12 protein-coding genes are annotated in these 13,271 nt (G+C 49.5%); 3 read left to right on the top strand and 9 right to left on the bottom strand.

Going from position 1 to position 13,271, the window contains the following annotated elements; translation table 11 throughout:
* Positions 1–8: 8 nt before the first annotated feature.
* On the bottom strand, positions 9–1,124 hold the full coding sequence (gene liaF, locus AC6RNO_RS17550; protein WP_497106202.1) for a cell wall-active antibiotics response protein LiaF: 1,116 nt from the start codon (positions 1,122–1,124) through the stop codon (positions 9–11).
* A 273-nt stretch (positions 1,125–1,397) separates the two neighbouring features.
* Here liaF and AC6RNO_RS17545 point away from each other — a divergent pair, with 273 nt between their 5' ends.
* The gene (locus tag AC6RNO_RS17545; RefSeq protein ID WP_474683468.1) at positions 1,398–2,687 is read left to right on the top strand and encodes an ammonium transporter; all 1,290 of its coding nucleotides are present in this window, start codon (positions 1,398–1,400) and stop codon (positions 2,685–2,687) included.
* A gap of 948 nt (positions 2,688–3,635) precedes the next feature.
* Here AC6RNO_RS17545 and AC6RNO_RS17540 read toward each other — a convergent pair.
* The 6 genes from AC6RNO_RS17540 to ytxC form a co-directional block, all read right to left on the bottom strand.
* On the bottom strand, positions 3,636–4,016 hold the full coding sequence (locus AC6RNO_RS17540; protein WP_497106201.1) for a hypothetical protein: 381 nt from the start codon (positions 4,014–4,016) through the stop codon (positions 3,636–3,638).
* A 78-nt stretch (positions 4,017–4,094) separates the two neighbouring features.
* The gene (locus AC6RNO_RS17535) at positions 4,095–5,624 is read right to left on the bottom strand and encodes a methyl-accepting chemotaxis protein (RefSeq protein ID WP_497106200.1); all 1,530 of its coding nucleotides are present in this window, start codon (positions 5,622–5,624) and stop codon (positions 4,095–4,097) included.
* Positions 5,625–5,757: 133 nt separating this feature from the next.
* Positions 5,758–5,883: a hypothetical protein gene (locus AC6RNO_RS17530; RefSeq protein WP_474686949.1), complete on the bottom strand. Its 126-nt coding sequence runs from the start codon at positions 5,881–5,883 to the stop codon at positions 5,758–5,760.
* A gap of 81 nt (positions 5,884–5,964) precedes the next feature.
* The gene (locus AC6RNO_RS17525; protein WP_497106199.1) at positions 5,965–6,690 is read right to left on the bottom strand and encodes a 3D domain-containing protein; all 726 of its coding nucleotides are present in this window, start codon (positions 6,688–6,690) and stop codon (positions 5,965–5,967) included.
* A 165-nt stretch (positions 6,691–6,855) separates the two neighbouring features.
* Complete coding sequence (gene thrS / locus AC6RNO_RS17520) at positions 6,856–8,790, bottom strand: threonine--tRNA ligase (RefSeq protein ID WP_497106198.1); 1,935 nt, start codon at positions 8,788–8,790, stop codon at positions 6,856–6,858.
* A gap of 341 nt (positions 8,791–9,131) precedes the next feature.
* Positions 9,132–10,058, bottom strand: coding sequence for a sporulation protein YtxC (gene ytxC / locus AC6RNO_RS17515; protein ID WP_497106197.1), 927 nt, complete (start codon positions 10,056–10,058; stop codon positions 9,132–9,134).
* Between the two features lie 200 nt (positions 10,059–10,258).
* Here ytxC and AC6RNO_RS17510 point away from each other — a divergent pair, with 200 nt between their 5' ends.
* Positions 10,259–11,359, top strand: a complete 1,101-nt coding sequence (locus AC6RNO_RS17510; protein WP_497106196.1) for a diguanylate cyclase — start codon at positions 10,259–10,261, stop codon at positions 11,357–11,359.
* Between the two features lie 182 nt (positions 11,360–11,541).
* Complete coding sequence (locus AC6RNO_RS17505) at positions 11,542–11,751, top strand: hypothetical protein (RefSeq protein WP_497106195.1); 210 nt, start codon at positions 11,542–11,544, stop codon at positions 11,749–11,751.
* Positions 11,752–12,441: 690 nt separating this feature from the next.
* Here the strand turns inward: AC6RNO_RS17505 and AC6RNO_RS17500 are convergent.
* Positions 12,442–12,705, bottom strand: a complete 264-nt coding sequence (locus AC6RNO_RS17500; protein WP_497106194.1) for a hypothetical protein — start codon at positions 12,703–12,705, stop codon at positions 12,442–12,444.
* Between the two features lie 12 nt (positions 12,706–12,717).
* Entirely contained in the window at positions 12,718–13,182 is a 465-nt protein-coding gene (locus AC6RNO_RS17495) for a GNAT family N-acetyltransferase (protein ID WP_497106193.1), read from the bottom strand.
* Positions 13,183–13,271 lie beyond the last annotated feature (89 nt).

Genomic DNA, 13,271 nt, shown 5'->3' with positions numbered 1-13,271 from the left:
ATCCGACCTCAACCTATTTTTTTAATCGTAATATCTCCGATAAACATGCTGGTCGTCACGATCAGCTTCCGCTGCGCCTCGTCAAAATGGGCGGTTTCCGTCCGAACGCTGCTCATAAACCCGCTTTCCCGGCGATCGAGTACCTTCATATCCCCGATAAACGAGTTGGCCATCACTTTGACTTCCAGATCGATATCGTTGGGAATAAAAATTTTCACGTCCCCGATAAAAGCCGTCACAAAAATCGGCGTCTCCCCCAAAGGAACGGAGGCACGGGTCAAATCGATGACGGAATCCCCGATAAAATGAGAGATGTGCAGCGGCTTGAGCTCCCATGGCTCCTGCCCCATGTGCACGTCGCCGATAAAGCCGTGCCTGTGAATCGTATCTCCGGAATGATCGCCGCCAAACGTTTGATAGCGCGGATGCCGGTGATTGTGATGGAGCCCCCTCTGCGATTTGCCGGTCGCGTCTTCATGCTTGGACAGGTTAATCGAAGCGGTTTCCTCCGCAGTTTTCCAAGCATCGCCGTATTTGTGCGGATCAAACTCGCCGTGAATGTCTTTCAGCACCGCCTTCTCTTCTTCGCTCAGTTCTCTCTTGATCTCGGGCTTGTCTTCCTTATGGGCCGATGCATCGGATGACGCATGATGCTCCCACTTGAATTCCTTCCATTGACGCTTGTATTTCTCGCGCTCTTCGCGGAGCGCCGCGCGCCGCGCTTCCCTTGCGTCTCTTTTCGCATCGCGGTAAGCATCCCGATCGGCGTGCGAATGCTTTTTCCAAGGTTTGAAAATCACATTCAGCCCGAACAAAATCAGCGCCACTGGCCACAGGTATCGAAACATTTCCCCGATCGACAAATCGGTAAGCTTCAAGTTATGAAGCAAAAAGATGGTGCCTACCCCGCACAGCAGTACACTCCAGACGGAACTTCCCCAATGATACTTGCGCTGCCAAACGAATCCCGTCAAACCATAGAAAATGAGAATGATTGGCCAGTAAGTGGAAAAGATATACGCGATATCGATTTTGATGAGCCCCATTTGATCCAGCAGGAAAAATGCGCCTGCGGTGACAAGAATGAGCCCCCAGAAGATTCGCCCGAACAGATTCGGATTCATGCTTGCTTCCTCCAATTGTGTACGTGTTTGTTAAGATACCTCTAGTCTATAAGATGCAGCCGGCAATGAAAAGAGACGAGGGATTGAAGGTGTCCTCAGTCTGGAGACCGAGTTTTTAAGGGTATATGCGAAATAACTTACATGCTTTTTGGCAGATTACGAACATTACGGATAATATGTTACGTATTCTTACGTCATTCGTTGACATGTTTATCATCAGAAACGTATAATTTAGGCGAAAGTATTGCTCAATGTACAAGGAGAGATGGGATAATGGATGCAATTAAACAGCTTTCCAGCGGTTTGGACACCATTTGGGTCGTTCTGACGGCAGCCATGATTTTGCTCATGGAAGGCGGGTTCGCCTTGCTGGAAGCAGGCTTTGTCAGGCAAAAAAATGCGGTAAGCATCATTATGAAAGTGTTCGTCGATATCGCTTTCGGGGCACTTATTTTTTATTTTGTCGGCTTTGGGCTCATGTACGGAAAAGATGCCGGCGGCTTCATCGGCACGAGCGGATTTTTCATGGGAGGAGACTTGACACATATTGATTTATCCATATCCCATGAAACGTACTGGCTGTTTCAATGCGCTTTCGTTATCGCGGTCATCTCTATCGTATCCGGCGCCGTCGCCGAGAGAATCAATTTCCGCGCCTATATTTTATATACAATCGCCATGACGGGAATGATTTATCCGATCGCAGGCCATTGGGTTTGGGCCGCTAACGGATGGTTGGGCAAGCTGGGCATGGTCGATTTTGCCGGGTCCGCCGTCATACATGCTCTCGGGGGCTTCTCGGCGCTCGCGGCAGCCATCATTATCGGTCCCCGCATCGGCAAATTTTCGGCAAACGGGTCGGCCAACATCGTGCCTCCGTCCAACTTGCCGCTCGCGTCCGTAGGCGCCTTTATTCTCTGGTTCGGCTGGTTCGGCTTCAACTCGGGAAGCACGCTCAGCGCTACGAATACCTCCATCGGACATATTGCGGTAACGACGATGCTGTCCGCTGCAGCCGGAAGCGCAACCTGCATTTTGTTCACCATGTTTCGGTACCGCAAAGCCGATCCTCCGATGGTCATCAACGGCGCATTGGCGGGCCTTGTCGGGATTACGGCCGGATGCGCGTTTGTAAGTGACGTCGCGGCCATTATTATCGGAATCGTATGCGGAATCGCCATGGTGTATGCCACGGAAATATTGGAATCCAAGGGAATCGACGATCCCGTAGGCGCATTCCCGGTTCACGGCATCAGCGGATGCATCGGAACCGTTGCAGTCGGCTTGTTCGCGCAGCCGGATGCGATCCGCGAAGGAACAGCCGGATTGTTTTACGGAGGCGGGTTCGGGCTGCTCGGCGTGCAGGCTCTCGGCCTTGCAGTCGTTTGCATCTGGGGATATTTGCTGACATGGGGGGTCCTGAAGCTGATCAACCTCGCCGTTCCGCTTCGCGTCAGCAAAGATGAAGAGCTGGTCGGTCTGGACGTCGGCATCCACGGCGTGCCTGCATACAGCCAGGAAGACGGCTTCATCGATTTGGGCGAGTTGAAGGGCGGCAAATAAGCTCCGCGCACGCCAGGGAGGCGCGCTTTACACCGAAGGAGCGCGGAGCCGAAGGGGCGCAGAGCCGCTCCCGGCATGCGTCGTGGCGCTGTACGTCGGGTGGTGCCGCGCAGTTCCCAGCGCGCGTTGTCGCGCTGCGCTGCAGCCGGTTGAGCACATGGGGGAGAAAACCTGCGAAAATCAGATTATTTCCGTTTAACCAATTTTCTCTATCGCGCCTACTCCACGCAGATTCGCACTGCGCGCGGTGTCGCGCTGCATGACGGCGGTCGGTCGACCACTTGTGTCGCCGCTCAGCGAGGGGCACGAGTCGGCTCGTCAAAGAAAAAGCCTGCGAAAGTGCAGGCTTTTTCTTTGAAAATGGCTTATTTTGGCGAAAAGCCTGCAAAAGTGCAGGAATTTTCGCTGAAAGTGAATCTAAGTCCATATATTCGGTAAAAAGCCTGCACAATTGCAGGAATTGTTCGTGGCCAGCGATCAAGGACACAAATTCATGTATTTTTGCAGGTTTTCTTCGTGAGCCGGGCAGATTTTGGCTATCACCTCTGGCGTGGGGGTTCTGGCTAGCCTGACGTTTGCACATTTTCTTCCGTGCCGCAGCCGGGCCGATTGTACCATCAGCTCTGACGTGGGGGTTCTGGGTAGCTGACGTTTGCATTTTTTTCTTCCAGTGCAGCAGCCGGCCAGATTGTGCCATCAGCTCCGGCGCGGGGGTTCTGGAGCCTGTATGTATGCAACCGCGCACGCTCCCACCCGTTCATAAACGGCCTAGGCCTGCTCATTCTTGAATCTTTGTCCGGCACCGTGTGTAAGAACGGGGCCGTCCCGGAAAATTCCATTTGCGATTGTTTAACCCCCGTCCAAATGAGATTTTCAAAAATAAAAAGAACCTTCGAATCCACTTCATTTGCGGATTCGAAGGTTCTTTTGCTTCCTCACACTCAACGCTTATTCAAATAAGTGCTGCTCGAGCTCGGCCGGTACGGCAATGTCATCGTTCGGCTTGGAATCATTCAGAATGGCGCGCGCTTGGTCGATCTCTTCGCGCAGCTTCCGCACTTGTTCCATCGGTTTCTTTACATAATGAATATATTCGACCGCCAGATGATGATCCGGTTTCTTGCCCGAGAACATGCGCCGAAAAGAAGACATCGATTGGTACGCCCGTTCTTCTTTCAATCTTTTCCTCTCATAGCGTTCGACCACTTGCTCGATTTCCGCAACTTGCTGCTCCCTGCGGGCAATATACGCTTCCAGAAACGGAAATATTTCGGCAGCTTTTCTTGTTTTACTTTGAGGCGTTCCGTCCGATTTCATTGCACTTAACATAACATGTCACCTATCTCCCCATGTTAACATTCATCACAGTAATCTTATTTTACACTAAAACAATAAAAATGAGAACTATTATTTCAGCTCCAAATCGATTCCCACGACACCGACAGGGGTTCCATGCGCGTCAAGTACAGCTTTGGACAGCGTAATGCATGGTTTTTTGGTAATGGCCGACACGTACTCTTCAGATATGAACAGCTCGCCTTCCATAGCCCGTTTCCACCACTCCCGGCCTTTGGCATTAGCCAAGCCCGCTTCCGGCAAGGAATAGATGAAGGTGCCGTCCGCGCGATTCGACCAAATCGCTTCGATCCCTTCCGTTTTTCGCAAAACGGCGCTCAACTGCGAGGCATGTGTCCCTTCATCCAGCGATACGATGTCAGGCATCAGAACAATGGAGCCGAGCACCCGCTTCATCTCATTGACATTCGCATGAACCGCCGCTTCGCGCTTCCGGAGATTGACCGCCTGAATGGCGGTAATTAATTCTGCCGAGGAGCGCCCCAGATTTTGCTTCATATTTTGCAGCATCGCTACTTCCTTGCGCTGCTTTTTCATTTGTTCCAGCGTGTCCTCTACGCTCGTCATGGTCTCGTTCATCAAGTCGACGACATGGCCGAGCGATGACGCCGCACCTGCAACTAACGACGATTGCTGTTCCGTAGCGCTCGTTGTGCCCGACACGAGGCCGTTCACGTGGAGAACCAGTGAAAAAATCTCATCGATTTTTTCCTTCATCACTTTCATTTCCAAAATCCCGTGCTCGACGGATTTTTTCTCCTCAGCTACGGCCGCAACGACTTGGGAAACGCCGCTTTCAATGGAGGTGAGGATTTCGGAAGAGCGGGTGACCGCATCATGGCTCTGCGCAGCCAGCTTTTTAATCTCCTGCGCCACGACGGAAAAACCGCGCCCCTGTTCGCCCGCCCGCGCTGCTTCAATAGAAGCGTTCAAGGCCAGGAGCGAAGTCTGGGCCACAACCTCGGCAATAAATATGTTGATTTCCTCGATCTTGGACGTATGTACGGTAAGATCCTGAATTTTCTTTTGCATGATATCGGTATTTTTGTGCAAATCATTCATAACCTCGTCGGTTGCATTCAACGATCTGCATACGTCAACGACCGTATTTTTCGTCTGCTCGCTTTCGCGGTGCATATGAACGGAGGAGTCCAATATTTGATCGGCCGCTGCAGCTACCTGCTGCATGGATGCAAACGCTTCCTGCAATCGTCCGACCGCCTGGCTGCTCCGCGCTTTGAGCTCTTCCTCGCCTTGAATGGAAGCGTCGGCGATTTGGTTCAGCTGCCCGACGGAACGGCTCACTTCTTCGACCGCGCCCGCCAAACGGTCCGCTACTACTTGTGACTCCCGGATAAACGCGATCATTTGTTCTTCCTGCTGCAGCTGCTCCGCACGATGTCCGGAAGATCTCGAAAAATCCGGGCGCCGAAGCGTTAAATAAACCCAAAAAAACAAAAAAACAGCCAGCGTGGCGGCAATCAGCAACCGGGACGGCCACATGACTGACAATAAGCTGACTGCAATCCCGAGCAGAATGAATCCGTAGAGCAAGCTTGTGCTTTTCGCATCTTCTTTCATAGGTAATTGGCACCCCTCCCAAAAAGGAACTTATGTTATTTTTTGTTACATTATATCGAAAAAAGCAGAGGTTGAAAAGAAAAATAAAAAGAGAGACAAGATTGTCCCTCTTTCGGTTATGTTGTTTATTTCGTTATTGATTTTGGCTTTGGTTTTGAGTTTGAGTGTTCGCCTGCTGCTGCGACTGTTTGTTAGGTACTGCAGCTTCGGAGGCAAATTCCACTTCTTGTGCCGGTTTTTTGTTGTTGTTCTTAGCCATGTCCATCACCTCCCCTATATAAATAGTGTTTCCCAAGCAGGAGTAATTATGATGGAAAAATTTACGGCTCGCTTCCGGAGTCTAAAGCGCCTTGCTCGGCGCCAAAATCTCATCCTTCAGCTGGTTCCAAATCATCTCGGTCACTTTGCCCGTTCCGTTTTTCACGATATAAACTTTAACGGTTTTCTTGCCCCATTCTTTGTAAACCTGATCCTTCGTGTCGAAATACAAGTCGATTTTTTTGCCCTTGATGGCGCTGCCGATATCCGCTACGACTCCATATCCGTAACCGGGTATGAACAAAACGGTTCCCAGCGGGAATACCGTCGGATCGGCGGCGATCGTAGACAAAGCTTTGTCATCGCGCTTTACTTTAATTCCCGAGTACGTAATTCCGTATTCCGGGTGATCCGGGTTTTTGCCTGTCGATTCCTTGCCTGCGAAATACCCCGTGGCCACAACTTCCACCGCCTTCAGTTTGGACAAGTCAGAGTCCAGTTTAGGCGCATATTTGAAGTTTGCCTGCTGCTCCCTGGATACGGGAATCGCCGCAGGCGCGGTTTGCAGCGGAGCTTCTTCCAGCTTCATCGGTATATAAGTGGCGGCGTCCGCCGCGGCATAGCTTGGAATTGAACGGACGGCCTGCCCGTTTGAGCCGGAATCGGTGTACGTGTCCACTGACGCCGATTGAACCTGCCGCTGCGGCTGGGCAACTTGGGCGTCATCGTGTCCGAAAAATGCAAACAGCATATTAACGAGCAAAAGCAAACTGAACCATTTGGACTGGCTCAACATTTCAGTCAACATAATTTTCGATACCTCCCCCTACTATAGCAGGTTGTCCAACTCCTCCCCGCTTTATACCTGCGAAGGGTCCGGACTCACTGTTAAGGTTTCCTGATTATGCCGACTTATGCATATCAAAAACAAAAAAACAGGAGAGCCTGGGGCTCCCCTGCCAAAAACCGTTATTTATTTTTTGCTGCGAATCTCTTCGCTGATCATTTCAATAACCTGCGCGACCGGATGCGTGCCCAGATCGCCTTGCCCCCGCTTGCGGACGGACAAGCTTTCGCCGGTCACTTCATTTTCGCCCACAACGAGCATGTAAGGGATTTTTTCCAATTGGGCTTCCCTGATTTTATATCCGAGCTTCTCGTTGCGGTTATCGGCTTCGACGCGGATGCCGGCGCGCAGCAGGCGATCAGTGACCTGATTGGAATAAGCCTCGTAGTTCGGCGAAACCGGAATCACTTTCGCTTGTACCGGCATAAGCCATGTCGGCAGCGCTCCGGCGAAATTTTCCAGCAAAAATGCGGTCATCCGCTCCATGGTGCTGATAATGCCTCGATGAATAACGACAGGACGGTGCTTTTGGCCATCCTCGCCGATATACTCCAGCTGGAAGCGCTCAGGCAGCAGGAAATCCAGCTGCGCCGTGGAAAGCGTCTCTTCTTTCTTGAGCGCCGTCTTGATTTGAACGTCGAGCTTCGGACCGTAGAAGGCCGCTTCGCCTTCGGCTTCGAAGAACGGCAGACCAAGCTCCTCTACCACCTCGCGCAGCATCCGTTGTGAAGTTTCCCACATTTCATCATCCGGGAAATATTTCTCCGTATCCTTCGGATCGCGGTAAGACAGGCGGAAGCGGTAATCGGTGATGCCGAAATCCTCGTACACTTCGCGGATCAGGTTGACGACTCTCGCGAATTCCTCTTTGATTTGATCCGGACGGCAGAAAATGTGCGCATCGTTCAAAGTCATCGCGCGGACGCGGTGCAGCCCAGTCAAAGCGCCGGACATTTCGTAGCGGTGCATCGTTCCAAGCTCGGCGATCCTTACAGGCAGGTCGCGGTAGCTGCGCATGTCGCTTTTGTACACCATCATATGATGCGGGCAGTTCATCGGACGAAGCACGAGCTCCTCGTTGTCCATAATCATTTTCGGGAACATATCTTCATGGTAGTGCTCCCAATGGCCGGAAGTTTTGTACAATTCTACGTTGGCAAGCACCGGTGTGTAGACGTGGCTGTAACCCAGACGTTCTTCCAAATCGACAATGTATCTCTCCATCGTCCGGCGAAGCTTCGCGCCATTCGGCAGCCAAAGCGGCAGCCCTTGGCCAACCTCGCGGGAGAAAGCGAACATTTTCAGCTCTTTGCCGAGCTTGCGGTGATCCCGCTTCTTCGCTTCTTCCAGCAGGTGAAGGTGCTCGTCGAGCTGCGCTTTTTTCGGGAACGCCGTTCCGTAAATGCGCTGCAGCATTTTATTCTTGGCGTCTCCGCGCCAGTAGGCTCCCGCGACGCTGAGCAGCTTGAACGCCTTGATTCTTCCGGTAGAAGGCAGATGCGGTCCGCGGCAAAGATCGAAAAATTCGCCTTGATCATAAATCGTAATGACGGCTTCCTCAGGAAGATCGCGAATCAATTCCAGCTTCAGCGGATCTTCCGGCTCCGAGAAAATGCGAACCGCTTCTTCGCGGCTTACGACTCTGCGGGTAATCGGCAGATTCTCCTGCACGATGCGCTCCATTTCCTTTTCGATCTTGACGAGATCTTCCGGGTTCAGCGGCGATTCCAGATCAATGTCGTAATAAAAACCGTCCTCGATAACAGGCCCGATGCCCAGTTTGACCGCTTTTTGCCCATAAATGCGTTTAATCGCCTGAGCCATCAGATGGGCCGTGCTGTGACGGTATATTTCCAGTCCGTCTTCGCTGTCGAGCGTCAAAATTTCCACATCCGCGTCATGCTCCAAAGCAAACGAAAGGTCAACCGACTTGCCGTTCACTTTGCCGCCAATCGCGTTTTTCTTGAGTCCGGTCGAAATCGACTCCGCCACCTGTTCAATTGTTGTGCCGACTGCATACTCTCTGATCGCCCCATCAGGCAATTTCACTTGTACAACCATGTCCTGCATCCTCCTGTAACATCGTTATGAACGCAAAAAAGCACTCATCCCATAAGGGACGAGTGCGTTCAGCTCGTGGTTCCACCCTAGTTCGATTCGCCTGCATCCGATGGATGTATAGCGAACCCTCATCAGCATCCGGTAACGGGGATGACGCGGTGCGGTTTACTGTTAGCCTGTTCAAAAGCCAAGTTCCACAGCACGGCTTCAAAGGGGTAAACTTGCAGATTCACTGAAGGAGCTTGCAGCCGGGTCTCCTCTCTCTGAACAGCTCATGCAACAAATTCGTATCTTTGATCTTAACGCCTTCGCATCTATTATAGTTGGCTCAGCGGCCGAGGTCAAGGGTAAAGCTGATCCTGTTGGCGGTCGCCCAGGCGGGAATGGCACAGACGGCAGTATGAGCACACGCTCGTTCTGTCTTCAAATATTTGCATGATCGTCTTAATGATCGGAACTTCCGGTTCCCGGGTGTGGATGTAAATGGTGGCGGGAGACACGGAAATCAGGGTGCTGACAATCATATCTTCGAAATTAATGTCTTTTTCCAGCACTTCAAGCTTGAAAGTCGCATCCACTTCATTCGTATCGATTGGCTCAAACCGCTCGTTCAATATCGCAAATTCGTGCCCGCCTTTATGAATCAGATGAGCCGCGGGTATTTTGGCTTCCTGAATATATACGAAATACTGGAGCAGAGAAATAAACTCCTGGTACTGCCGGTCCATCATAAATTCATCGACTGCATACTCGATAATTTCCCGCAATTCGCCCAAGTACTCCTGCAGCCGGAACCAAAGAAAGCCTTCCAATACAAACTCGTGCCGCTCTTCCAAATACTGAATAAGCAGTTGCACCAATATTTGCTTGCGACGGGCAGTCCCCACTCCAAGGGTGGAACGCGCAGACTCGGCAAAATCGCTCTTGCCGTCCAATAACTGGCTGCAGTATCCCGCAACGAGATCCATATCTTCTTTGGCTTCGAATTTAAACTCCTTGCTCATCAATTCGCGGAGAATGGACGGTTCTTTGACCGTAATAATATGATCCGCCAGCACGCCGGCGAGCCCTTCCGTCAGCTTGTTTTGCAAGGACGCCGCATCCTCTTTTTTCAAATCCGCTTCCCCATAAATGTATGCATATTTTCCATGCAGCGTATATTTTACTTGAAGCATATGTAAAAGCGTCAGCTCGTTCTCGATCTGTGAACTTAGCTTACTGACATAAGATTCATCCGCATTCATAACAACAATCGCAAACAACTCCATGACCCCACTCTCCTTTCCATCTGTACATCCTGATAAAAGTATATGGTCGATCAGAATTAGATATACAACGAACAATTTGCCAGCTGATTTTATCAAGTATTGTCGAATTTTCAAGGAAAGTTATTCCAATTGGCGAGTTATTCGTGGTATGATACAGATGCTTAGTTCCTAAGTAGGATATTCAGTGGAGTGAAATGCCGATGGAAGCGAACGTGTATAGCCAAGACAGGAAAAAATGGAACCGCAAACTGATCAACATTTATTGGGGAGTTATCATAGCGCTCATTCCTGTAGAATTCCTCCACCTCCTCTATGGGCAAGCCAGTGACCACGATTTGCTCAAACATATCGCTATTCCGACGCTGGTCATGATTCTCGTCATGCTTATATTGGAAATCGCCCACAAATTCGCCGATCAGCTTTTGGATTATTGTGTTATCAGCGGCGGCGCGATAATTGTTTTTATCGTCATTTATGTAAATCCTGACGTGAAAAGCGTGATACTCAGCCTGCTGCTGCCGATTCTCATCGCGATTTTTTATTTCCAGCGATCGCGAATTATATTTTCCATCGCACTGACGGGCATTTCGATTTTCATCCTTTATCTGAATCGATTGAGCCATTTTGCGGGCTACATGCCCCAGGACCTCGTCTCCATGATCCCGATTGTCGGATTTGCCTCCTTCATTGCCCTCGGCATTATGAGGCACGGCGTCGAGCTGCTGGACAACCTGAGAGAAACAACAGAGTCGAAGCAAGAGCTGATGATCAAAAATATATTGATGGACAAGCTCTCAAAAACGGATGCCTTGACCGATCTGTACAATCACATTTCGTTTCATGAATATTTGGAAAAGCTTATCGAGCAAAGCGAAAGCGGGTATTTATTCATCCATGTGGCCGTGCTCGACATTGATAATTTCAAAAAAATCAACGACACCTACGGGCATAGAGCCGGTGACGCTGTACTGAAAAAAGTAGGCGCCGTATTGAAGGAGCGGGTGGGACTCAACGATTTTGCAGCCAGGTACGGCGGCGAAGAATTTGCGATTATTTTCACGGAAAAAAGCATTTCAGAGGTATTCGAGATCCTTGAGCATATCCGCTGGCACGTTTCGCAAACGAAGTACGAGGAATGCAACGGCCACGCGGTAACGATCAGCATAGGTCTCAGCCAGTATCTAAAAGGAAGCAGCAAAGAACAGCTTTTCACCGGCGCAGACCAGGCTTTGTACAAAGCCAAAAAAACCGGCAAAAACAAAACCGTCATCTATACCCCTGCGTTTGAGGAGGCTAATTGACTTGACAGCGGCGCAACCCGTGCCTCCCTTACTCGGGTTGCGCGGCGTGAAGTAGGCCATGCCTCTCCTTCACAGGTTGCGGCGTTGAATGGAACTCGTCTCTCCTACACGGGTTGCAGTACTGAATGGGACCCGTATCTCCTATACAGGTTGCAGTGCTGAGGTGATGGGGGCAAGGCGGCTTGGAAGGGAAAATACCTGCAAAAGTGCAGGTTTTTTTCGTAAAAGTGGTCCATTTTGGTGAAAAGCCTGCAATTGTGCAGGAATTTTCGATGAAAATGAACCAGAGCCCCTGTTCGCGGCAAAAAGCCTGCACAATTGCAGGAATTTTTCGTAGTCAGCATATCCATCGAGCAAAAACTGTACTTTTGCAGGTTTTTTCGCGCAACTAGGCAGAGTTTGTGACTAGCTCTGGCTTGTGGGCGGCCCTCCAACCTTGCTCATAAAAACTCAAACCCGCCATGCGTTTGCCGCAAGGCGGTTTTTAATGCCAGCTAATTTCCAAAGAGATTAGGTCGAATCTTTTTAAATACATCAGGAGGAGCTAGACTCTTATTTGATGTATATGCAGCTTTGCTCCAGTTTTCTTCATGATCTTTATGCCACACATAAGTTCCCACATCGCCGCTATACACCCACACGTTATCATATTGATCCCACGCAAAAAGAGCCGTATCCCGCGTTCTAAATTTTTCTAACGACGTAAAAACTAAAGTGTCGCCTACTCTATTAAAAATGTACGATCATTCGGTAGATTAGATCCATTCTTCTAACATAAATCCACACACAATTCTATCTCCAATCATATACTAATCTATCAACTGGTAAGGAGGTGGACAAACAATGTCCGTAATTGCAATGAGAAATAAATGCAAAAAATATGTGAACCGAAACGTTCAAATCACAACCATTCATGGAACGTACAGAGGCAAAATTGTGAAAGTCGACGGCTCCAGAGTATATCTCAAAGTTGTACCGAACCGTAAAGATGGAAAAGCACACATCTCCTTTTTTCCGTTTATTTTGCCATTGGTTTTGTTTGACTTGCTTGCTATTGTTTTGTTGGACACCTGCAGGATTTTCTAATCTTTCGCCCCATTTACTGGGGTTTTGTTTTTATTGTTGGGGCTTCTCCAATGCATCAATACTTTAATCGACATTATCATGGTAAACACAGTAATACTTAGAAAAATAAAAATTCCAAGAAAGAAAATTGCATAGCCACCGAGGTCATTAGGGGCCTCTCCATCACAAGCGCAGGCGAAAGACGGTACGGAGTACGCTAAAATCAAGGAGCATCCAACCACGATAGCGAATGCAGCCCAAGCTGTTCTTTTTAGCTTCATTTGTCATCTCCCTTAACGGTTGTCTATCGTTTTCTCATAAAAAATAAGTTCCAAACCATTAAACATAGCCCTGCTTGTTTCTTTGAATCCAAATTTTTCATAGAGTTTTTGAGCAGGCAATTGTTTGGCCGTCGTGTCCAAATGCAGTTTTTTATATCCCAGCCTGACGGCACTAGCTTCAAGACTTTCGTAAATCAACCGCCCGCAACCCTTCCCTTGAAAATCCGGACGTACCCTCATTCTTTTTATTTCAGCAGAGGTATCCGACGTTTTTCTGAACGCTCCCATTGCAACGACCCTTTCGTCAACAACCCCGACTAAAAACTCACCGCGATTTTGAAGATAAACGCTTTCTATATCATGTAAATCATCATCCCAATTTCCATTTCCCAGATTTGTACCTGTCTGATTTAAACCTAGATTGTGAAGTTCCCACACAGCATCATGATCCGATGAATTGTATGTTCTGATATACATTGCGCACCCCCGAATTATTGCTCATCACGGTTTGTAATTCATTGTACCATTCATTTATCGCTGTTGTAACTCATTCCCCCCATTAGAGA

Source organism: Paenibacillus sp. sgz302190 (assembly GCF_059820445.1).
The sequence above is the reverse complement of the archived record's forward strand: the minus strand, read 5'-3'. Positions and strand labels throughout refer to the sequence as shown.